General features: G+C 69.0%; 20 protein-coding genes. 13 read left to right on the forward strand and 7 right to left on the reverse strand.

Translation table 11 applies throughout. The annotated features are described in order from the left end of the window. Complete coding sequence (leuB, locus tag ACO2SS_RS20265; protein ID WP_423279595.1) at positions 1-1,110, reverse strand: 3-isopropylmalate dehydrogenase; 1,110 nt, start codon at positions 1,108-1,110, stop codon at positions 1-3. Between the two features lie 109 nt (positions 1,111-1,219). Here leuB and ACO2SS_RS20270 point away from each other — a divergent pair, with 109 nt between their 5' ends. Then, a complete protein-coding gene (locus tag ACO2SS_RS20270) occupies positions 1,220-2,269 on the forward strand; it encodes an Ldh family oxidoreductase (RefSeq protein ID WP_423279596.1) in 1,050 nt (349 codons plus the stop codon). Positions 2,270-2,281: 12 nt separating this feature from the next. Here ACO2SS_RS20270 and ACO2SS_RS20275 read toward each other — a convergent pair whose 3' ends face one another. Then, positions 2,282-2,437 (reverse strand): hypothetical protein, encoded by a 156-nt coding sequence (locus ACO2SS_RS20275; protein WP_423279597.1) that lies wholly within the window; start codon positions 2,435-2,437, stop codon positions 2,282-2,284. A gap of 89 nt (positions 2,438-2,526) precedes the next feature. After that, a complete protein-coding gene (gene ykgO, locus ACO2SS_RS20280) occupies positions 2,527-2,652 on the reverse strand; it encodes a type B 50S ribosomal protein L36 (RefSeq protein WP_171217119.1) in 126 nt (41 codons plus the stop codon). A 206-nt stretch (positions 2,653-2,858) separates the two neighbouring features. On the opposite strand from ykgO, the gene ACO2SS_RS20285 reads away from it, so the two are divergent. Together ACO2SS_RS20285 and ACO2SS_RS20290 are read left to right on the forward strand one after the other, a co-directional pair. Next, positions 2,859-3,545: a fumarylacetoacetate hydrolase family protein gene (locus ACO2SS_RS20285; RefSeq protein WP_423279748.1), complete on the forward strand. Its 687-nt coding sequence runs from the start codon at positions 2,859-2,861 to the stop codon at positions 3,543-3,545. A 72-nt stretch (positions 3,546-3,617) separates the two neighbouring features. Further along, positions 3,618-4,070: a DMT family transporter gene (locus ACO2SS_RS20290; RefSeq protein WP_423279598.1), complete on the forward strand. Its 453-nt coding sequence runs from the start codon at positions 3,618-3,620 to the stop codon at positions 4,068-4,070. On the opposite strand, the gene ACO2SS_RS20295 is transcribed toward ACO2SS_RS20290, so the two are convergent. Further along, positions 4,060-5,832, reverse strand: a complete 1,773-nt coding sequence (locus ACO2SS_RS20295) for a glycosyltransferase (RefSeq protein WP_423279599.1) — start codon at positions 5,830-5,832, stop codon at positions 4,060-4,062. The two genes, ACO2SS_RS20290 and ACO2SS_RS20295, sit on opposite strands and share 11 nt — an antisense overlap. A gap of 248 nt (positions 5,833-6,080) precedes the next feature. On the opposite strand from ACO2SS_RS20295, the gene ACO2SS_RS20300 reads away from it, so the two are divergent. The 3 genes from ACO2SS_RS20300 to dnaA all read left to right on the forward strand — a co-directional run bounded on the left by ACO2SS_RS20300 (position 6,081) and on the right by dnaA (position 10,419). Then, positions 6,081-7,778, forward strand: a complete 1,698-nt coding sequence (locus ACO2SS_RS20300) for a lysine--tRNA ligase (RefSeq protein WP_423279600.1) — start codon at positions 6,081-6,083, stop codon at positions 7,776-7,778. A gap of 156 nt (positions 7,779-7,934) precedes the next feature. After that, positions 7,935-8,201 carry a 30S ribosomal protein S20 gene (gene rpsT, locus ACO2SS_RS20305; RefSeq protein ID WP_423279601.1) on the forward strand — a complete coding sequence of 89 codons (267 nt, stop codon included), beginning with the start codon at positions 7,935-7,937 and terminating at the stop codon, positions 8,199-8,201. Positions 8,202-8,970: 769 nt separating this feature from the next. Further along, complete coding sequence (gene dnaA / locus ACO2SS_RS20310) at positions 8,971-10,419, forward strand: chromosomal replication initiator protein DnaA (RefSeq protein ID WP_423279602.1); 1,449 nt, start codon at positions 8,971-8,973, stop codon at positions 10,417-10,419. A gap of 42 nt (positions 10,420-10,461) precedes the next feature. On the opposite strand, the gene ACO2SS_RS20315 is transcribed toward dnaA, so the two are convergent. From ACO2SS_RS20315 to ACO2SS_RS20325, 3 genes are all read right to left on the reverse strand, one after another. Further along, the gene (locus ACO2SS_RS20315) at positions 10,462-11,049 is read right to left on the reverse strand and encodes an SCO family protein (RefSeq protein ID WP_423279603.1); all 588 of its coding nucleotides are present in this window, start codon (positions 11,047-11,049) and stop codon (positions 10,462-10,464) included. 146 nt (positions 11,050-11,195) lie between these two features. Next, positions 11,196-11,624: a hypothetical protein gene (locus ACO2SS_RS20320; protein WP_423279604.1), complete on the reverse strand. Its 429-nt coding sequence runs from the start codon at positions 11,622-11,624 to the stop codon at positions 11,196-11,198. 98 nt (positions 11,625-11,722) lie between these two features. Continuing rightward, positions 11,723-14,971, reverse strand: a complete 3,249-nt coding sequence (locus ACO2SS_RS20325; RefSeq protein ID WP_423279605.1) for a DUF2126 domain-containing protein — start codon at positions 14,969-14,971, stop codon at positions 11,723-11,725. A gap of 216 nt (positions 14,972-15,187) precedes the next feature. On the opposite strand from ACO2SS_RS20325, the gene ACO2SS_RS20330 reads away from it, so the two are divergent. The 7 genes from ACO2SS_RS20330 (at position 15,188) to phoB (ending at position 21,817) form a co-directional block, all read left to right on the forward strand. Next, positions 15,188-16,435: an ATP-binding protein gene (locus ACO2SS_RS20330; protein WP_423279749.1), complete on the forward strand. Its 1,248-nt coding sequence runs from the start codon at positions 15,188-15,190 to the stop codon at positions 16,433-16,435. Positions 16,436-16,595: 160 nt separating this feature from the next. Then, a complete protein-coding gene (gene pstS / locus ACO2SS_RS20335) occupies positions 16,596-17,612 on the forward strand; it encodes a phosphate ABC transporter substrate-binding protein PstS (RefSeq protein WP_423279606.1) in 1,017 nt (338 codons plus the stop codon). A gap of 78 nt (positions 17,613-17,690) precedes the next feature. Continuing rightward, positions 17,691-18,641 carry a phosphate ABC transporter permease subunit PstC gene (pstC, locus tag ACO2SS_RS20340; RefSeq protein WP_423279607.1) on the forward strand — a complete coding sequence of 317 codons (951 nt, stop codon included), beginning with the start codon at positions 17,691-17,693 and terminating at the stop codon, positions 18,639-18,641. Between the two features lie 3 nt (positions 18,642-18,644). Next, positions 18,645-19,550 carry a phosphate ABC transporter permease PstA gene (gene pstA / locus ACO2SS_RS20345; RefSeq protein WP_423279608.1) on the forward strand — a complete coding sequence of 302 codons (906 nt, stop codon included), beginning with the start codon at positions 18,645-18,647 and terminating at the stop codon, positions 19,548-19,550. 14 nt (positions 19,551-19,564) lie between these two features. Then, positions 19,565-20,362: a phosphate ABC transporter ATP-binding protein PstB gene (gene pstB / locus ACO2SS_RS20350; RefSeq protein WP_423279750.1), complete on the forward strand. Its 798-nt coding sequence runs from the start codon at positions 19,565-19,567 to the stop codon at positions 20,360-20,362. Positions 20,363-20,388: 26 nt separating this feature from the next. Continuing rightward, a complete protein-coding gene (gene phoU / locus ACO2SS_RS20355; RefSeq protein ID WP_423279609.1) occupies positions 20,389-21,102 on the forward strand; it encodes a phosphate signaling complex protein PhoU in 714 nt (237 codons plus the stop codon). Positions 21,103-21,115: 13 nt separating this feature from the next. Beyond that, entirely contained in the window at positions 21,116-21,817 is a 702-nt protein-coding gene (gene phoB, locus ACO2SS_RS20360) for a phosphate regulon transcriptional regulator PhoB (protein WP_423279610.1), read from the forward strand. The last annotated feature ends 2 nt before the right edge of the window (positions 21,818-21,819 follow it).

Here is a 21,819-nt window from a genome sequence, read left to right on the forward strand (position 1 = left end):
TCAGGCGAGGAGCGGCTTCAGGGCGTCGCGCACGGCGTTGCCCATCTCGGCCGTGCCGAGCGCGTTCTGGCCCGGGGCCGCGATGTCCCGGGTCCGGGAGCCTGAATCGAGCACATTCGTGATCGCCTGGTCCAGGCGGTCCGCCACGTCCCCGAGCCCGAGCGAATAGCGCAGCGCCATCCCGAGCGAGCCGATCATGGCAAGCGGGTTGGCGAGGCCCTGCCCGGCGATGTCGGGGGCGGAGCCGTGCACGGGCTCGTACAGGGCCGCCCGCCGTCCGGCCGCGTCCTCCGCGCCGAGGGAAGCCGAAGGCAGCATCCCGAGCGAGCCGGTCAGCATCGCGGCCGCATCGGACAGGATGTCGCCGAAGAGGTTGTCGCAGACGATCACGTCGTACTGCTTCGGGCGCCGCACGAGCTGCATGGCGCAATTGTCGGCCAGCACGTGCTCGAGCTCGACATCGGCGTAGTCGGCCGCATGCACCTGCGTGACGACCTCCTTCCAGAGGACGCCCGACTTCATGACGTTGTGCTTCTCGGCCGACGAGACCTTGTTGCGCCGCTTGCGGGCGAGCTCGAAGGCGACGCGCGCGATGCGGTCGATCTCCCCCGTCGTGTAGATCTGGGTATCGACGGCGCGCTTCTCGCCGTTGTCGAGCGTGACGATCTCCTTGGGCTCGCCGAAATAGACGCCGCCCGTCAGCTCCCGCACGATCAGGATGTCGAGCCCTTCGACGAGCTCGGGCTTGAGCGACGACGAGGAGGCGAGGGCCGGATAGCAGATCGCCGGCCGAAGGTTGGCGAACAGGCCGAGGTCCTTGCGAAGCCGCAGAAGCCCCGCCTCGGGCCGGTGCTCGTAGCGCACCCCCGCCCATTTCGGGCCGCCCACGGAGCCGAAGAGGACCGCATCCGCCTCCCGGGCGAGCTTCACGGTCGCGTCGGTCACCGGGACGCCATGCGCGTCGATGGCGGCGCCGCCCACCAGGTCCTCCTCGGTCTCGAACGTGCCGATCCCAGCCTCGCTGAGCAGGGTGAGGATCTTGCTCACCTCCCGCGCGACCTCCGGGCCGATGCCGTCGCCAGGAAGGAACAGAAGCTTGTGCGTCGTCATCAAAGAATGGCCCGAAGTTTGGACGGTCGGGTGGGTCTAATCAGGCGCTGGGCTCGTTGGCAATCTGCCGTACGCTGGTCGGGCGTACATCGCCTCAAGGGAAGTCTGGATGAGTGGACCGAAGACGTTGAAGCTGGCCGACGCGGAGGCATTCGCGGCGAGGATCCTGGTGGGCGTGGGCGTGCCGCAGGATGGCGCGAGGCTCGTTGCCCGCCACCTCGCGAGCTCCGATGCGTCCGGCTACCAGAGCCACGGGCTGAGCCTGCTTCCGCTCTATGTCGGCGAGATCGAGGCAGGCCGCGTGGACCCGGGTGCGACAGGCACGTGGCTGAAGGAGAGCGGCCCCATTCTCGTGGTCGACGGAGAGCGCGGGTTCGGTGCGCCGCTGGTCTATCCGGCGCTGGAGCGGGCGGCGGCGGTCGCACGCGAGGTCGGCGTGGCGCTGCTCGCGGTCCGCAACGTCCATCACCTCGGGCGCATCGGCGCCTTCGCCGAGCTGGCGGCGGAGCAGGGGCTCGCTTCCATGCACTTCTGCAACGTCGTCGGCCGTGAACCCGTCGTGGTTCCGGCGGGGGGCCGCGAGCCGCGCTTCGTCACCAACCCGATCGCGATCGGGATCCCGCGCCCCGGCGATTTCCCCGTCGTGCTGGACATCGCGACGAGCGGCATCGCGCTCAACAAGGCGCGGGTCGCCCATGATCGCGGCGAGCAGGTCGGGGAAGGTTTCCTGATCGACGCCGATGGGCGGCCGACCCTGGATCCGGCGGTGCTGTTCAGCGAGCCGAAAGGGGCGCTCCTGCCCTTCGGCGCCCACAAGGGCTCGGGCCTCGCGATCCTCGGCGAACTCCTCGCGGGGGCGGTCACCGGCGGGCTGACCATCGCGCCGCGGAACACCCGCGACGGTTCAACCCTGAACAACATGCTGTCCGTGCTGATCCAGCCGGACCATGTGGCAGGGGCGGGCTGGGGCAGCGAGGCGGAGACGCTGATCGAGTATCTGCACAGCTGCGCGCCGGTGGATCCGGCGCAGCCGGTCCTGGTGCCCGGGGAGCCCGAGGCCAGGGCACGGGCGGCAGCCGAGCGGGGCGGGATCACCTACCCGGCCTCGATCTGGTCCGCCCTGAACGGGCTTGCGGGCCGTCTCGGCCTGGAGGCCTGACGCCTCCCGGACTCAGCGGAAGCTGTCGTAGCTCAGGATGGTGGTGGTCGCCGCCGGCTGAGGGGCGGGGGCAGGCGCGCAGGCATCGGGCGCCTTCGCGGGCACGGGCCGACGTCGGATCGCGAGGCGCACGAGACGGGTGCGCAGCAAAATCAAAAAGTTCTGCATGAACGCCTCCTGCCCAGCCGGGCAGGAAGGTGTCATGCGGTCCCGTCAGGCCGATGTGCGCTGGCGCACATCGGCTGAGACGAGCGTTCTCAGCCCTGGCGAGCCTTGTAGCGCTTCTGGGTCTTGTTGATGATGTAGATGCGGCCCTTGCGGCGAACCATCTGGTTGTCGCGATGGCGGCCGCGGACGGATTTCAGCGAGCAGCGGATCTTCATGGCGCTTGTCTCCGGGTCGAGCCGTCGTCGACTCGGGGTGCAGGGTCCAGAAATGTCGGAAAGCGCCGGCGCCTGAGCGCCGCCGCAAGGCGCGCTACATAATCCGACTTGCCGGTTTCGACAACCCCGGTACACGGCGCCAGCCGATGGCCAAGTTCGCCGGCCAGGGCTATGGACGTCCCGTCCTGCAGCAAGGCGCCCATTTCATGACGTATGTTTTCGAGCCGCCGCCGGTGATCAGCCTCTGGATCGAGGGCGAGGCGGCACGTTTCCCCGTGCACCGGATCTATTGCGTCGGCCGGAACTACGCCGAGCATGCGCGCGAGATGGGCCATGATCCCAACCGCGAGCCGCCCTTCTTCTTCTCCAAGCCGGCGGACACGCTGGTCATCGACGGGGGCGATTTCCCGTATCCGGGCCAGAGCCAGGACGTGCATCACGAGATCGAGCTCGTGGCGGCCCTCGGCTCGGGCGGCGACAACATCGCGGAAGCGGACGCGCTGAGCCACGTGTTCGGCTATGGCGTCGGCCTCGACATGACGCGGCGCGATCTCCAGGGCGAGGCCAAGAAGATGGGCCGCCCCTGGGATACCGGAAAAGGCTTCGAGCATTCCGCGCCCTGCTCGAACCTGAAGCGGGCCGCGCAGATCGGCCACCCTTCCAGCGGCCGCATCTGGCTCGACGTGAACGGGCAGACCCGTCAGCAGGGCGACCTCGCCGACCTGATCTGGTCCATCCCGGAGATGATCGCCTACCTGTCGACGCTCTTCACCCTGCGGGCCGGCGACCTGATCATGACCGGAACGCCGGCCGGCGTCGCCGCCGTGAAGCGCGGCGACGTGCTCGAAGGCGGCGTCGAAGGCGTCGGCACCCTCAGAACCCGCGTCGTCTGATCCAGCGACCTCCCGAAGCGGGGGGCGCTCCCCCGCCGGCCATCGAGCAAGGTCTTCGGAGGGTGGCGGGGCATGCACTCCTTGCAGTTCGCGGTGCTCGCGGCGCTCGGCCTCGGGGCCGGCGCCAGCATCATCGTCCAGCAGGCGCTAGTCGCGGATCTGCGCGGCGCCCTCAACTCGGCCCTGTGGGCGGTCTTCGTCTCCTATCTGGGCGGGCTGCTCACGATGGCGCTTCTCCTCGCCGTCACCCGCCAAGGTTGGCCCAGCGCGGCGCAGATCGGCGGAAGCTCGTACCTGTCATGGGCGGGCGGCGTCTTCGGCGTGATCTACATCGCCATCGCGGTCGCGATCCTGCCGAAGCTCGGTGCCGCGACGACGCTTGCGCTGATCCTCGCCGGGCAGATGCTGGCCTCGGTCGTGATCGACCATTTTGGCCTTTTCGGCGTCCCCCGGCACGAGGTCGACCTCCGCCGCATCGGGGGCGTGCTGCTTCTCGCGGGCGGGGTCGCGCTGATCAGCCGGTGAGGCCGGCGCCGCCGGTCGTCCGCGACAGGCCGTGCTCGGTCTTGTTCCACCTCTGGGGCTGCAGCACGAATTCGAGCAGGCCCCGCCAGGCCGCGACGCTGACGAGGCAGTAATAGGCCGGCATCAGGGCCACATGGGCCAGGAGCCCGGGCCAGCGGCGCCGCCGCAGCGCCTCGATCGGCGGCAGCGTGAGGGCGAGGAGGCCAGCGGCGAACAGCGTCGAGCCGACTGCCGCGGCCGTGATGTCGAGCAGGCTTTGCGGCTGGAACAGGCGGCCCGTGAGCACGGCATCGAGGGCGAGGACCATCAGGAAGGGAAAGCCGGCCGCGGATGCGACGGACCCGAATGTGAGGGCGAGGGCGCCGAGCGCCCGGGCCGTTCCAAGCTCGCGGAACAAGGCGGCCGGGCTCCGGGAATGCGTCACGGAGACCTGGAGGAGCCCCTTCATCCAGCGCGTTCGCTGCCGCAACCATGCCCCGAGGTGAGCGGGCGCCTCCTCGCGCGTCGCGGAGGGAAGATCCGCCACCCGATAGCCCGCCGCGGCGAGCCGGATCCCGAGGTCGGCATCCTCCGTGACGTTCCAGGCATCCCAGCCGCCCAGCGCCTGCAGGACGGGGCGGCGGAAATGGTTGGAGGTGCCGCCGAGAAGCACCGGAAGGTCGAACCGCGCGAGGGCCGGGTTCAGGACGTCGAACAGCGCCGCATATTCGATCGTGAACATGCGGGTGAGCCAGCTGTCGCCCGTGTTGTCGATCACGAGCCGGGCCTGGAGGCAGGCCACCTGGGGAGCGGACCGCTCGAACACGGAGACCGCAAGCCGAAGCTGGTCCGGATCCGGCACGTCCTCCGCATCGTAGACCGTCACGAACTCGCCGCGTGCGAGAGGCAGCGCCACGTTCAGGGCGCGCGGCTTGGTCCGGGGTTCTCCCGGCGGCGCGGTGATCACCTCGATGAAGCCGGGCAGTCGCACGCCGGCGAGCGCGGCCGCCGTCTCGCGATCATCCGCCTCGATGATCAGCTTGGCGTCGAGCTTGGCGGCCGGATAGTCGATCGCCTCGAGGGCTGCCAGCAGGCGGGGGAGGACCCGGGCCTCGCGATAGAGCGCCACCAGGATCGTGTAGACCGGCAGGTCGCGATCTGCTGTCCGGGGCGGGAGCCGCGGCGGCGATACCGGCACCGGCTCCAGCACGGATGCGAGACGCAGGCTCGTGCTGCCCAGGAAGGCTATCCCGAGGAGGAGCGAGGCGGCGGTCCAGGTCGCCTCCGGGGCGAGAACGGCGCCGATCCCGGACGCGAAGCCGAACGCATAGCCCACCGCGAATTGCCGCCGGTTCGCTCCGCCCCGGTAGCTGAAGCGGGGCGAGTGGTGGGCCAGGCCGTTTGCGGCCAGCGCCGCGACCTGCTCCCCCCGGGCCGCGATCACGCTCCTGCGGATGCTCGCCGGTGTCGTGATCGCAATGCCGCCGGCGAGCCGGATGCGACGGACCAGGAGGCCAGCCACGACCTCGCCGCGCGGCGCATAGGCATACTGGGCCGCCGCGGCCGGGCCGAGCGGGACGAGGCCCGCCAGAATGGCTTCCGGGAAACGGGCCCGACAATGGACGTCGAGCAATCCATCGAGAAAGGGAAGATCAAGCTCTGCTGCGAGAAGTCGAAAGTAGCATTCCTCCGAGATCCGACCCGACCGGATCAGCGCTTCGTCTGCCGAGACGCCGCCCTCCGCGGCGAGGACCGTGGCGTCTTCGAGGGAAGGCCTCGGCATGCCGTGCCGGAGGAGGAAGGCAATCTCGAGCGGAAGCTTTCGATACGCAGTTTCCTCGGAGTGTGCTCGCGCCAAGCCGCCCTGGATGAACACGACAACTCCTGGGTTGTGATGTTCATCAAAGTCGTTTCGGGAAAACCGGGGAAGGTGTGACTTGCGAAGACTTGAACGAATCTTCGCATGTTGCAGGAAGGTTGCACTCCGGGCCGTTTGCGGACATCTGACGGGGATCCACCAGATCGACCATCATGACCTCGTCCGATCCCGACCTCCGTTCCGCCGCCGCTGCGGCAGCTGCCTGGCCCTTCGAGGAAGCGAGGAAACTCGTCGCGCGCCTGGAGAAATCGGGGAAGAAGGAGGCGCTGTTCGAGACCGGCTACGGTCCGTCGGGCCTGCCGCATATCGGCACCTTCGGCGAGGTCGCCCGCACCACCATGGTGCGCAACGCCTTCCGGGTCCTGACCGAGGACAGGATCCCGACCCGGCTCGTCGCCTTCTCGGACGACATGGACGGCCTGCGGAAGGTGCCGGACAACGTTCCGAACAAGGAGCTCCTGGCCGCGAACCTCAACAAGCCGCTGACGGCCGTGCCGGACCCGTTCGGGACCCATCCGAGCTTCGGCGAGCACAACAATGCGCGGCTGCGCGCCTTCCTGGATTCCTTCGGCTTCGAATACGAGTTCATGTCGGCGACCGAGTGCTACCGGGCCGGCCGCTTCGACGCGACGCTGCGCCTGATGCTGGAGCGCTACGACGAGGTGATGGCCATCATGCTGCCGTCGCTGCGGGCGGAGCGTTCGGCCACCTATTCGCCCTTCCTGCCGCTGCACCCGAAGACCGGGCACGTGATGCAGGTGCCGATCGACGAGGTCAGGCGCGACAGCGCAACCCTCGTGTGGCGCGACCCCGAGACGGGCGAGCGGTTCGAGACCTCCGTCCTAGGCGGGCACGCGAAGCTGCAGTGGAAGCCGGACTGGGCGATGCGCTGGGTCGCGCTCGGCGTCGATTACGAGATGGCCGGCAAGGACCTCATCGACTCGGTCAAGCTGTCCTCGCAGATCGCCCGCGCGCTCGGGGCCGAGCCGCCGGAGGGCTTCAACTACGAGCTCTTCCTCGACGAGAAGGGCCAGAAGATCTCGAAGTCGAAGGGCAACGGCCTGACGATCGAGGAATGGCTCACCTACGGCACGCCCGAGAGCCTCGCGCTCTTCATGTACAACAAGCCGCGCGAGGCGAAGCGGCTGTTCTTCGACGTCATCCCGCGGCAGGTGGACGACTACCTCACCTTCCTGGAGAAGTACGCAGGCCAGGACTGGAAGCTGCGGCTCGGCAACCCGGTCTGGCATATCCATTCCGGCCATCCGCCCGCGCCGGAGCTCGTCCAGGGCGCGGGCGAGCGCGCCGCGACCATCTCCTTCGCGATGCTGCTCAACCTCGTGGCGGTGGCGAACACCGAGGATCCGGCCGTGCTGTGGGGCTTCATCCGCCGCTACGCGCCGGGCGCCTCGCCGGAGACCCACCCGGTGCTCGACCGGCTCGTCCGGCACGCGCTCGCCTATTACCGCGACTTCGTCCGGCCCTCGAAGGCCTACAGGGCGCCGACCGAGGCCGAGCGGGCCGCCCTTGCGGACCTCTCGGAGGCGCTGTCGGCCTTCGCGGGCTCGACGGATGCCGAGGCACTGCAGGCCGCCGTCTACGAGGTCGGCCGGACGCATTTCCCGGACACGTCCGGAAAGGCGAAGAGCCCGGACGGGCGCCCGGGCGTGTCGCAGGCCTGGTTCCAGACCATCTACCAGGTCCTGCTCGGCGAGGCGCGCGGGCCGCGGTTCGGCTCCTTCGTGGCACTCTACGGCGTCGACGAGACCCGCGCCCTGATCGCGAAGGCGCTGGCCGGCGAGCTCCTTTCGGAGCACGAGGCCTTCGTGTCCGCCCGTGCTGCCGCGTGAGTGGAAATGTGCGTTGACCTTTGCGGCCGGGTAGGCTTATAAGCCCCCGATCGAGAGCCCTGGTGCAACCGCCGGGGCTCTTGCCGCTTTCACATCAGCAGCGATCGCGTCGTCGCCCGGCTCGGGCGCCCGATCCTTATTCGGCGAGGTTCTCCCATGGCCAACACCGTGTCGGCCAAGAAGATGGCGCGAAAGATCGCCCGGCGCACCGAGGTCAATCGGGCCCGTCGTTCCCGGATGCGGACCTTCCTGCGCAAGGTCGAGGAGGCGATCGCCGCCGGCGACCGCACCACTGCCACGCAGGTTCTCCGGACGGCCGAGCCCGAGATCATGCGGGCGGCCCAGAAGGGCGTCCTGCACAAGAACACCGCCTCCCGGAAGATCTCGCGCCTCGCGCACCGGATCACGACGCTCAGCGCCTGATCCGACGGCTCATCGTTTCCAAAAAGCCCGGCCCTAGCGCCGGGCTTTTTTGATTCCGAACGAAGTGTGGATGCCGGGCCACAAATGCGCGGCTCCACGAATGTTCTTATTTCGTTCAAGTTGACTGGTTCGAACTGTCCCGGGGTGGTTCGCGCGGGGGCGCCGCGCAGATAAACCTATGACAGTCGAGTGACTTAGGCCCCAAAGCGCGAGACTCAGCCCGCGCCAACGCGCGAATCCCCTCCGAGGGTGGCTCCGGCCGAGGATTTTTCAGCGATCCGGCGAGGGATCGCTCGGCGCCCCTCGGGCCGACGAAATCCAGTGAATCCTTGGGTTTGCGAGGGGAAAGGGGGCTCGACAGCGCCGAGCGGATCCCGTCTCCGCCCTTCGACTCACGTTTAGGCTGTTGCGCCTCGGGGAGCCCCCGGCTACGTTCCGCTGGCCTCGCCACTTTCTTGCGGTGAGGCGCTCCCAGCGTGTAGTGCACAGAACAGCTCACTTTTTGCGGAGTAGAGCGTTGTCGGTCGCGAGAAGCGAGAAAGACAGGATAAGGCGATCGATCTTTGAACTGGCGAGTTTTGCTGGTCTGTTCTGACGCGTTCGGTTTTCGGTAGTTCTGGCGACTTCAACCCCGGTCTGGAGGGGCGTGCTTGCGTGCGCTCCTTGCCTGCCGGGACGGGAGACCTGTGCCCGGGAAGAAGCCTGAAGTGATGCGTAGCGTGACCGCCGGTTTGAGGCAGCCGGCGGATGAGTGTGACAGGAGGCGGGGTTGGGCGAGGATTCTTGGACGCGCGTCAAACGGCGGTTGCGCGCGGAACTGGGCGAAGACGTCTTCATGAGCTGGCTCGCCCGACTCGAGATGGAGGAGGTCACGGATAACGCCGCCCGCCTCAGCGTGCCCACGCGCTTCCTCAAGAGCTGGATCGAGGCTCACTACCTGGAGCGGGTGCTCACCGCCTACCGGAGCGAGACCTCCTCGACGGCGAACATCTCCATCGTGGTGCGCAGCGGCTCGCGGGATGGCGTTGCGTTCAAGGGGTCGGATATCGCGCGCCGCAACGCGGCCGCGGCGGCAAAGCCGAACGGGATCCATGTGAACGGCAGCCAGCCGGAGATTCTGCCCGCCCCGAGCGCGGCGGCGCCCGCATCTCCGGCGGTCCCCCGCGCAGACGGGGAGATCGCCGGCGCACCGCTCGACACGCGCCTCACCTTCGAGAGCTTCGTCGTGGGCCGGTCCAACGCGCTCGCCCAGGCGGCGGCCGAGCGCATCGCGCGCCATGACGGCCCGCAGGCGCTCTACAACCCGCTCTACATCCAGGCCGGCGTCGGCCTCGGCAAGACGCATCTCCTGCACGCCATCGGCAACGAGACGCGCCTTGCGGGCCGGCGGGTGATCTACCTGACGGCCGACCGCTTCATGTACGGCTTCGTCGCCTCCCTGAAGGCGCAGACCTCGCTCGCCTTCAAGGAGCGCCTGCGCGGGATCGACCTCCTGATCCTGGACGACGTGCAGTTCATCCAGGGGCGGACGATCCAGCAGGAATTCGGCCATACGCTGAACGCCCTGATCGACGCGGGCCGGCAGGTCGTGGTGGCGGCGGATCGGCCGCCGGCAGAGCTCGAGAGCCTCGACGAGCGGGTGCGCTCACGGCTCGGCGGCGGCCTTGTGGTCGAGATCTCGGCCCTGGACGAGAAGCTGCGCGCCGGGATCCTCAACCAGCGGATCGCGGCCGTGAAGACGGCCCATCCGGGCTTCGACGTGAGCCCGGCCGTCGTTCAGTATGTCGCCAATTCCATCAGCACCAACGGGCGGGACCTCGAGGGCGCCGTGAACCGGCTCCTGGCGCATGCCACCCTGTCGGGCACCGCCGTGACGCTGGAGACCGCGGAGGTCGCCATCCGGGACCTCGTCCGCTCGCGCGAGCCGAAGCGCGTGAAGATCGAGGACATCCAGAAGCTGGTCGCGTCCCGCTACAACGTCTCGCGGTCCGACATCCTGTCCGAGCGGCGCACGGCAGCCGTCGTGAAGCCGCGCCAGATCGCCATGTACCTGTCCAAGGTGCTGACGCTCCGGTCCCTGCCGGAGATCGGGCGGCGCTTCGGCGGCCGCGACCACACGACGGTGCTCCACGCCGTGCGCAAGATCGAGAAGGCGCTCGGGGCCGACACGTCCCTGTCGGAAGAGGTCGAACTCCTGAAGCGCATGCTCCAGGAGTGAGATAGGACATCCCGCGCGCCGGCCCGGCGCGCGGCGCGGTCCTCAGATGCGGCGGAGAAGATCCTGGGCCGCCTCCGCCGGAGGCCGGTCCAGGTTGAAGGCGCCGATGAAGTTCCCGTCCTTGCCCATCAGGTAGACGAGCGAGGTGTGCTCCATCGTGTAGTCGCCGTCCTTGGTCGGAGCCTTCTTGGCATAGGCGCGGAAATCGCGGACGACCTTGTCGATGGCCTCCTGCGAGCCCGTCAGGCCGATGATGCGGTCGTCGAAGCTCGAGACGTAGCTCTTCATGATGTCGGGCGTGTCACGCTCCGGATCCACCGTGATGAAGAGCGCCCGGACATTCTTTCCCTTGTCGCCCATCTCCCGGAATACCTCGGAGAGCTGGAACAGCTTGGTCGGGCAGACGTCGGGGCAGTGGGTGAAGCCGAAGAACACCAGGTAGGGGCTGCCGCGCAGGTCGCGGTCCGTCACCGTCCTGCCGTCGCCCGCGGCCAGCGAGAAGGGGCCGCCGATCGAGACGGTCGAACCGCCGCGCGGAAGCAGCGTGAAGTAGATCGCGGTGCCAAGGGCGACGAGGCCGATCGCGAGAGCGAGGACCGGGAGCGCCAGGCGGCGCGTGCGAGGGGACATCAGCGAGCCTATTGGTTGCGCCGCCCAGCTAGAGGGGCGCCGCCTGCTTGCCAAGGCGGCCAAGCGACGCCGCATCGACCGGTGCGACGACGGCCAGGCGAGCCGGTGTCCCTAGCCGGCGGCCCTCCGGGCCGCAGGCGCCTCGCTCAGGAGCGGGCGCTGATGACCGACGGGGTCCGGTAGGTGGGGCAGCGATACGCGACGCCCTCGACCCAGGACCAGTCGCGATAGGGACGGCGGATCAGGAGGAGGTCCGTCGCGCCGCGGCGGAGCGCCTCGTCGCGGAGCGGCTCCAGGCGGACGGCGAAATTGTCGGCCTTCTGCAGGACGCCCCACCCGCCGGGCGGCGGCACGGCGTCGGGGCTCGATGCCGGCACGGGGGTCGTCAGCGCGCCATAGACATAGGGGCCGCGCCCATCGGTCCTGATCGGGCCGCCCACTTTGCCGAGCGAGCGGCAGGTGGCCACGTCCGCCGGCGAGTCGACGAGCCGCAGCGGGTCGGGCGGCACCGGAAAATAGCCGCACCCCGCAAGAAGGGACGCAACGAGCACCGCCGCAGCAAGGGGCTTCCGCATCTGGTCGTCCTGTCGAGGGCACCCGGGCCCGATCGCGAATCGGTAGTAGCCGGCCCTCGCAAGCTTCACAATCCGGCGTTGCGCACCATTCGGGCCGCTCAGCGCGGCGCCGGGCGGCGAAGATCGAGCGTCAGGGGATATTCCAGGTTCACCTCCTCGGGCGGGATCGGGACCCGGCCGGGCGTGTGCCCGTGATCGTGGAAGCGGGCGAGCCGGCGGCCTTCCGCCTCCAGGCCGTTGACCGGGAAGGTGTCGTAGACGCGCCCGCCCGGATGGACGACATGGTACATGCAGCCGCCGAGCGATCGCTCGCTCCAGCCGTCCAGGACATCGAAGGTCAGGGGCGCATGCACCGGAATGGTGGGATGGAGGCCGGAGCTCGGCTGCCAGACCTTGAAGCGGAGCCCCGCGACCGCCTCGCCCGAGACGCCCGTCGGCGTCATCGGCAGCCGCCGGCCGTTGCAGGTGATGACGTGCCGGCCCGGGACGAAGCCGGACGCCTTGACCTGCAGGCGCTCGACCGAGCTGTCGACATAGCGGACCGTGCCGCCGCCGCCGTTCTCCTCCCCGAGCACGTGCCAGGGCTCGAGCGCCTGGCGGAGTTCGAGGCGCACGCCGCCATGTTCCGCGGTCCCGAACAGCGGGAAGCGAAACTCGCGCTGCGCCTCGTACCACGCCGGGTCAAACGCATAGCCGGCCCCGTTCAGGTCCCGCAGGACGTCGAGAAAATCCGCCCAGAGAAAATGCGGGAGCATGAAGCGGTCGTGCAGCGCCGTCCCCCAGCGGACGAAGCCGCCGTCCTGCGGCTGCCGCCACAGCCAGGCGATGATCGCCCGCAGCAGCAATTGCTGCGCGAGGCTCATCCGGGCATCCGGCGGCATCTCGAAGGAGCGGAACTCCAGCAGGCCGAGGCGGCCGGTCGGGCTGTCCGGCGAATAGAGCTTGTCGATGCAGATCTCGGCCCGGTGCGTGTTGCCCGTCACGTCCACGAGCACGTTCCGGAACACCCGGTCCACGAGCCAGAGCGGCGGCTTCTCCACCTCCGGGCCGGGGATCTGCGCAAGCGCGATCTCGAGCTCGTACAGCCCCTCGTGCCGCGCCTCGTCCGAGCGCGGCGCCTGGCTCGTCGGGCCGATATAGAGGCCGGCGAAGAGGTACGAGAGGGCAGGGTGCCGCTGCCAGTACAGGACGAGGCTCTTCAGCAGGTCCGGCCGGCGGAGGAAGGGTGAATCGGCCGGTGTCGTGCCGCCCAGCACGACATGGTTGCCGCCGCCCGTCCCGGTATGGCGGCCGTCGATCATGAACTTTTCCGCGGCAAGTCCGAGCGCGCGGGCATCCTCGTACACGCCCGTCGTGATGGCGACCGCTTCCTGCCAGCCCTTCGCGGGGTGGACATTGACCTCGATCACGCCGGGATCGGGCGTCACCTTGATGTTGTCGAGCCGCGGATCGAAGGGCGGCGGGTAGCCTTCCACATGGAGGGCATGGCCGATCTCGGCGGCCGAATCCTCCAGCTTGGCGAGAAGTTCGAGATAGTCCTCGATCCGCTCCAGGGGCGGCATGAACACGCGCAGCGTGCCGTCGCGCGCCTCGACGGCGAGTGCCGTGCGCACCGCAACGCGGCGCCGGCCCCTGCTCCTGACATGCCCGGCAAGCTCGTCGGGGAGGGCCTCCCTCTCCTCCAGGGGATCCTGGGGCGAGTAGTAGGGGTAGTGTTCCGGCGGCACGTGGGGGAGCGAGGCGAGCGGCAGCCGGGAGCCGAGCGGGGAATCGCCGGGCAGGACGAACATCTCACCCCGCCGGAACTCCCATGGCTCGGAAACCCAGCTCCGGCCGGGCCCCTCTTCCAGGCTCATGAGGGGCAGCACATAGCCGACGGGATCGCCGAGCCCGCCGGTGAAGACCCTCACCATGCGGGCGCGGGCCTCGGGATCGCCGAGCCTCGGGTCCGCCGGCGAAACATTGGCCGGGAGCCTGGCTTCCTCCCCCATCCAATGGACGGGGTCCTCGTAGGCGGGCAGGACGTACTCAGCCATGTCGAGGCGCGTCGCGAGCGCCTCGACCAGTCGCTTCGCCTCCGCGACGCCGGCGCCGGACGGCGCATCCTCGCGGGCGATCAGTTCCGGGTCCCGCCAGACCGGGCGCCCGTCCCGGCGCCAATAGAGGGCGAAGGCCCAGCGCGGGAGGCTCTCGCCCGGGTACCATTTCCCCTGGCCGTAATGCAGGAGCCCGCCCGGCGCGAACCGGTCCCGGTATCGCCTGATCAGCTTGTCCGCGAAGGCGCGCTTCGTCGGCCCGGTTGCGGCGGCGTTCCATTCCGGAGCCCCGAGGTCGGCGAGGTTCACGAAGGTCGGCTCGCCGCCGATCGTCAACCGCACGTCCTGCGCGGCGAGATCCGCATCGACGGCCTCGCCGAGCCTGTCCAGAGACGTCCAGGCTTCATCCGAGAACGGCTTCGTGGTCCGGGGCGCTTCGGCGACCCGCGTGACCCTCATCTCGAACCCGAACTCCACTCCGGCCGGCTCGTTGGAGCCGGAGATCGGCGCGGCCGAGCGGTAATGCGGCGCGGCGGCGAGCGGGATGTGCCCCTCGCCGCAGAGCAGGCCGGAGGTGGCGTCCAGGCCGAGCCAGCCGGCGCCGGGGAGATAGGCCTCCGCCCAGGCGTGAAGGTCGGTGAAGTCGCGCTCGGGGCCGGGCGGACCCTCGACGGCGCCGCCGTCCGGCGTGAGCTGGATCAGGTACCCGGAGACGAACCGGGCCGCGAAACCGAGCCGCCGGAGGAGGTGCACCAGCAGCCAGGCGGAGTCGCGGCAGGAGCCCGTCTTCAGGCGGAGCGTCTCGTCCGGGCTCTGCACCCCGGGCTGGAGGCGCGTCTCGTAGCGGATCTCCTGCGCCAGCATGCCGTTCAGGGTGGTGAGAAGCTGGACCGTCCCCAGCCCCTGGGGAGCGCGCGCGAGAAACGCCTCGAAATGCTCCCCGGCGCCTTCCTGGACGAGATAGGGCGAAAGCTCGGCCCTGAGATCGTCCGGATAGGCGAAGGGCCAGGCGGCCGCATAATCCTCGATGAAGAAATCGAAGGGATTGCGGGCGGCGAGCTCCGCCGTCAGGTCCACCTCGATCCGGAGTTCGGCCGTCCGCTCCGGAAAGACCACGCGCGCGTTCCAATTCCCGCCCGGGTCGAGGTGCCAGTTGAGGAAGTGCTTCGAGGGCGTGACCTTGAGCGAGTAGCTCGGGATCGGCGTGCGGCCCGATGGCGAGGGCCGGAGCCGGATCGTCTGCGGTCCGAGCTGGATCGCCAGGTCGTAGCGATAGGTCGTGACGTGATGGAGCGCGACGAGGATCGACACGGCAGATCCGGGCTGTCGGGGCCGGAGGACGGTCCCTGATGGACGAATGTTGCACCGGCCTGACCCGCGTGCCAGCACCCGGCCTGCAAGAGGCGCGCCGGGCCGAGGAGCCGGATGGGGCAACCCACGCAGAACGCGCGGGGGAGCTTGCCGATCCCGGTCCGGCCGGGATACCCGGCCCTGGTCCGCCAGACCGGCGGCGATAAGGCGGCAAGGATGCCCTGGACAGGTGCGCGCGATCGCGGGCGGGCGGCCATCGGTGCGGCGATCGCCGCGGTTTGCATCTTCGCGGTCCTGCTCGCCCGGGCCGAGTTCAGCGTCTGGGTGCTGCTCGCCGGGCTCGTCGCGGTCGCGCTCGCGTGGCTATGGCCGAGCGCCTCGTCGCGCGAGGATCGCCGCGAAGGCAAGCCGCCGGCCACGCCGCCGCTCCTCCCGTCTGCCTCCGTGTTCCCCGATCCCGTGATCCTGGTGGACCGGCGCCTGGTCGTGACCGGAGCGAACGAGGCTGCCCGGGCGATCCTCCCCGGCCTCAAGGAACGGCAGCCCCTTGCCTTCGCGCTGCGCTCCCCAGAGATCCTTGACGCCATCCCGGCGGTGGCAGCCTCCGGCGAGCCGGCCCGGGTCGAAGTTCCGGGGCGCTCGGGCCACGAGCAGACCTGGGAGGTACGGATCAGGCGGCTCGCATCCGGCGGCGCGACGACGCTGGGGGAGCCGGCGGTCGCGCTCTTCTTTCGCGATCTGACCGACCATCGCCGCCTCGAGACGATGCGCGTCGATTTCATCGCGAATGTCAGCCACGAGCTCCGGACGCCGCTCGCCTCGCTCTCCGGCTTCATCGACACCCTGAAGGGCCCCGCCAGGGACGATCCGAAGGCGCGCGAGCGCTTCCTCGACATCATGCAGGTCCAGGCGCAGCGGATGACGCGGCTGATCGACGACCTGCTCCAGCTCTCCCGGGTGGAGCTGAAGGAGCATGTGCCGCCGACGAGCCTGGTCGATCTCGGACAGACCGTCGCCCACATGGTCGAGGTGATGGCCCCGCTCGCGCGCGAACGGGGTGTCGAACTGGCGCTCGATCTTCCCGCCGAGCCGATCCTCATCCTGGGCGATCGGGACGAGCTGTTGAGGCTGGTGGAAAACCTGGTCGAGAACGCCATCAAGTATGGCGGCCCCGGCAAGGCCGTGGAGATCGTCGTCGGGCGCTCGTCCGCGGCCGGGTCCGAGGGCGAGCGCGTGGAGCTCTCGGTCCGGGATCATGGCCCGGGCATCCCGCCCGAGCACCTCCCGCGTCTCACCGAGCGCTTCTACCGGGTCGACGTCGCCGAGAGCCGGACGCAGGGCGGCACGGGCCTCGGCCTCGCGATCGTCAAGCACATCGTCGGGCGCCATCGCGGCCGGCTCGCCATCGAGAGCACGCCCGGCCAGGGCGCGACCTTCCGGGCACTCTTTCCACCCGCCCCCTGAACCCGGAACCGGGCGCTGTCATTGAAGTGTCATGCAGCCGTCATAGGGGTGCGGCCGTCGGGCGCCAAACAGCGGGCACCGAGCCTGCCGGCCCGGCGACGAAGATCGGAAACCCCGGCGCTGCCAGGCGGCGCTGAGCGGCCGATCAGTGGAGATGCAGATGAAACCTCGCTTTTTCGCGGCCGCCATCGGCGTCGCCGCCCTGATGTCCGGCGCGGCCTTCGCACAGGAGATCACCGGGGCCGGTGCGAGCTTCCCTTTCCCGGTCTACGCCAAGTGGGCGGAGGCCTATAAGGCCGCGACCGGCGCGACCGTGAACTACCAGTCCATCGGCTCGGGGGGCGGCATCCGCCAGATCAAGGCCCGCACGGTCGATTTCGGCGCCACCGATGCGCCCCTGAAGGGTGCCGACCTCGAGAAGGACGGGCTCGTCCAGTTCCCGACGGTGCTCGGCGGCGTCGTCCCGGTGGTGAACATCCAGGGCGTCGAGCCCGGCCAGATCAAGCTGACGGGCGAGCTGCTGGCCGACATCTATCGCGGCGACGTGAAGAAGTGGAGCGATCGCAGGATCGCCGAGCTCAACCAGGGCGTGAAGCTGCCCGACGCCAACATCACGCCGGTCTACCGGTCGGATGCGTCCGGGACGACATCGATCTTCTCGACGTACCTTTCCGAGACCTCCCCCCAGTTCAAGAGCGAGCTCGGCGCCAACACGGCCGTGAACTGGCCCATCGGCCAGGGCGGCAAGGGCAACGAGGGCGTCGCCGCGGCCGTCAAGCAGATCCCGAACTCGATCGGCTATGTCGAGTACGCCTACGCGAAGCAGAACAAGCTCCCCTACACGCAGCTCCGCAACAAGGACGGCAAGTTCGTGAGCCCGGATGCCGCTTCCTTCGAGGCAGCTGCCGCCAATGCCGATTGGCGCTCTCAGCCCGGCATGGGCATCTCGCTCACCAGCCAGGCTGGCCCGACCGCGTGGCCGATCACAGCGCCGACCTTCGTGCTCGTGCCGAAGGAGCCGAAGGACCCCAAGCGCGCCGCCGAGGTGGTGAAGTTCTTCGACTGGGCATTCAAGAGCGGCGGCAAGCTCGCGGCGGATCTCGACTACGTCGCGCTTCCCGAGAAGGTCACGACGGAAATCCGGGCCGAGGCGTTCAAGAGCATCAAGACGCAGTAGCCCTGGGCTCATCGACCCTTCGCTCCTGACTCAGTAAGGGAGGGCGGCTTGTCCCTGGTCGCAACATCCGAGCACGTCTTGGCTTCTACGAGCACCGGCTCACGCCGCCTCTCCCATGCCGGTTTCGACCGGATCTTCAGGGCCGCCGCGATCGGCTGCGCGGCCCTGGTCCTCCTGGTCCTTCTCGGCATCCTCGCCTCGATGGTCTATGGCGGCTGGCCCGCCTTCCGGGAGTTCGGCTTCTTCGGCTTCGTGTCGGGGTCGATCTGGAACGTGGGCGCGGACCAGTACGGCGCCTGGCCGGCGATCGCCGGGACCCTGTCGTCCGCCCTCATCGCCCTGGTGATCGGAGTGCCGGTCTCGCTCGGGATCGCGATCTTCCTGACCCAGCTCTCCCCGCCCTGGCTGAAGACGCCCGTCGGAACCGCGGTCGAGCTTTTGGCGGCCGTGCCGTCCATCATCTACGGCATGTGGGGCCTCTTCGTCTTCGCGCCGCTGGTGGCGAACTACATCCAGATCCCGCTGAACTCCGTGGTGGAAGGCCTGCCGATCGTCGGCACGATCATCTACTCGCGGGTTCCCTCGGGGACGGGCATCTTCACCGCCGGGATCATCCTGGCCCTGATGATCATCCCCTTCATCGCGTCCGTCACGCGCGACATGCTCGACCAGATCCCGCCCGTGCTTCGGGAGAGCGCCTACGGGATCGGCTGCACGACCTGGGAGGTCATCCGCCACGTCCTCGTTCCGCAGGCCGGGGTCTCGATCATCGGCGCGATCATGCTCGGCCTTGGCCGCGCGCTCGGCGAGACGATGGCGGTTACCTTCGTGATCGGCAACGCGAACCGTCTCGGCTCCTCGATCTTCGATCCTGGATCGACCATCGCGTCCCGCATCGCCAACGAGTTCAACGAGGCGGGCGACCTGCAGCTCAACGCGCTGATCGCCCTCGGCTGCATCCTGTTCCTGGTCACCTTCGCGGTCCTGATTTCGGCCCGCCTGCTGATCGCCCGCGTGCAGAGGATCTGAGCGATGGCGACCCAAACCTCCGTGCTTCCGGCTGCCGCCATGAACAAGCCCGCGATGCCGGCGCGCCGCGTCCGGCCGGCCCGCCGCGTGGCGGACCGCGCCCTGAAGATCGCGAGCGCGCTGTTTACGGCCATCGGCGTCTTCGCGCTGGGCTGGATCCTGCTGATGCTGCTCTGGCGCGGCTTTGCGGCGCTCGGCCCCTCGGTCTTCACCAGCATCACGCCGGGGCCGGGCAGTGCCGGCGGCGGCCTCGCCAATGCCATGGTGGGCTCGCTCGTCCTGACCTTCCTCGGCATCGTGGTGGCGACGCCGATCGGGGTCCTGGCGGGCACCTATCTCGGCGAATACGCGCGCACCTCGAAGCTCGCCGCCGTGATCCGCTTCATCAACGACGTGCTGCTTTCGGCGCCGTCGATCCTGATCGGCCTGTTCGTCTACATGCTGCTCGTCGCGCCCTTCGGGTCGTATTCGGGCTGGGCCGGCGGCGTGGCGCTCGCCATCATTGCGGTGCCCGTGATCGTGCGCACCACGGAGGACATGCTCCGCCTGGTGCCGAACGGGCTGCGCGAGGCGGCGGCCGCGCTCGGTGCGCCGCAATCCAAGGTCATCACGCTCGTGAGCTGGCGGGCCGCCCGCTCCGGCATCGTCACGGGCATCATCCTGGCGACCGCCCGCATCGCGGGCGAGACGGCGCCGCTCCTCTTCACGGCGCTGAACAACAATTTCTGGTTCAGCCCCACGCTGGTCGGCGGCGTCTCGAACCTGCCGGTCACGATCTACCAATTCGCGCTGTCGCCCTACACGAACTGGCAGGAACTCGCCTGGGCGGGCGCGCTCATCATCACCATCACGATCCTCGGGCTCTCGGTTGTCGCCCGCTTCGTCATCAGGAAGGACGCAGTCCGATGAACGCCGTGAGTTCCATGGTGCATCTCGACCGGGGCGGGCGGGCGCCGGTCGCGGACAGCCCGACCCGGATCGCCGTGCGGGACCTGAACTTCTATTACGGGGACTTCCACAGCCTGAAGTCGATCTCGCTCGACTTCAAGGACCGGCACGTGACGGCCCTGATCGGCCCCTCGGGCTGCGGGAAGTCGACGCTGCTGCGCTGCTTCAACCGGATCTACAGCCTGTATCCGGACCAGCGGGCGACCGGCGAGGTGCTGCTGGACGGGCGCAACATCCTGTCGCCGTCCATCGACGTGAACGAGCTTCGCTCCCGCGTCGGCATGGTGTTCCAGAAGCCGACGCCCTTCCCGATGTCGATCTACGACAACGTCGCCTTCGGCATCCGGCTCTACGAGAAGCTGCCGAGGGCGGAGGTGGACCTGCGGGTCGAGAGCGCGCTGCGGAAGGCGGCGCTCTGGGACGAGGTGAAGGACAAGCTGAAGGGTTCGGGCATGGGGCTGTCCGGCGGGCAGCAGCAGCGGCTCTGCATCGCGCGGACCATCGCCCAGAAGCCGGAAGTCATCCTCTTCGACGAGCCGACCTCGGCGCTCGACCCGATCTCGACCGGCAAGGTGGAGGAGCTGATCGAGCAGCTCCGCTCCGAGTTCACCATCGTGATCGTCACGCACAACATGCAGCAGGCCGCGCGCATCTCGCAGTACACGGCCTTCATGTATCTCGGCGAACTCGTCGAGTTCGGGGCCACGAACAACCTGTTCATGAACCCGACCAAGAAGCAGACGCACGACTACGTCACCGGCCGGTTCGGCTGACATCCGGACCAGGCAAGGAGGCCGCCATGCCCGATCATATCGTTTCCTCGTTCGACGCCGAGCTCGAGGGCCTTCGCTCCTCGATCGCCGAGATGGGCGGCATCGCCGAGAAGCAGCTCGCCGACGCGGTCCAGGCCCTGGTCCGCCGCGACACCGCGCTCGCCCAGTCGGTGATCGCCATGGACCAGCGGATGGATGCGCTCCAGCGCGACATCGAGGAGCGCGCGGTGCTGACCATCGCGCGCCGGCAGCCGCTCGCGATCGACCTGCGCGAAGTCATCGCGGCCATCCGCATCTCGGGCGACCTCGAGCGCATCGGCGACATGTCGAAGAACTGCGCCAAGCGCGTCCTGGCGATCGCCGACGGCTTCCAGGCGCAGAAGATCGTCATCGGCGTCCAGAACATCGCCGACCTCGTGATGGAGCAGCTGAAGGACGTGCTCGACGCCTATGCCCAGCACGACCTCACGCGGGCGCTGGACGTCTGGCAGCGGGATGGCCAGATCGACGCGCTGTACACGTCGCTGTTCCGCGAGCTCCTGACCTACATGATGGAGGACCCGCGCAACATCTCGTTCTGCGCCCACCTTCTCTTCGTGGCGAAGAACGTCGAGCGCATCGGGGACCACTCCACGAATATCGCCGAGACGATCAACTACCTGATCACTGGCCGCAACCTGACGACCGAGCGCCCCAAGGACGATCGCACGACGGTGCCGGACAGCGCGGCTGCCGAGTGAGGAGCCGGGCATCATGAGCGCCAAGCCGCGCATCCTGATCGCCGAGGACGAAGAGCCGCTCTCCCTGCTGCTGCGCTACAACCTCGAGGCCGAGGGTTGCGACGTGGAGGTCGCCGCGCGTGGCGACGAAGCGGAGCTGATGATCCGCGAGGACGTCCCGGACCTGCTCCTCCTGGACTGGATGCTGCCCGGCATTTCCGGGATCGAGCTGTGCCGCCGCCTGCGGCTCCGTCGCGAGACGGAGCGCCTGCCGATCATCATGCTCACGGCCCGGGGCGAAGAGGGGGACCGGGTCCGCGGCTTGGCGACGGGCGCGGACGACTACGTCGTCAAGCCTTTCTCGGTCCCGGAGCTCTTGGCCCGCGTCCGCGCGCTCCTGCGCCGGGCGAAGCCGAGCGAGACGGCGGAGCTCCTTGTCTTCGGCGATATCGAGCTCGACCGCTCGCAGCACCGCGTCCGCCGGGCCGGCAAGCCGCTCCGCCTCGGCCCGACCGAGTTCCGGCTGCTCGAATTCCTGATGACCAATCCCGGCCGCGTCTTCTCGCGCGAGCAACTGCTCGACCGCGTGTGGGGACGGGACGTCTATATCGACGAGCGCACCGTGGACGTCCATGTCGGCCGCTTGCGGAAGGCGCTCGGGGAAAGCGATCCCGATCCGATCCGCACGGTGCGGGGCGCCGGCTACTCGCTCGACGAGACCTACGCGGCGCGTTAGCT

Source organism: Enterovirga sp. CN4-39 (assembly GCF_049446235.1).
In the GTDB taxonomy this organism is placed as follows: Bacteria; Pseudomonadota; Alphaproteobacteria; order Rhizobiales; family Beijerinckiaceae; genus Enterovirga.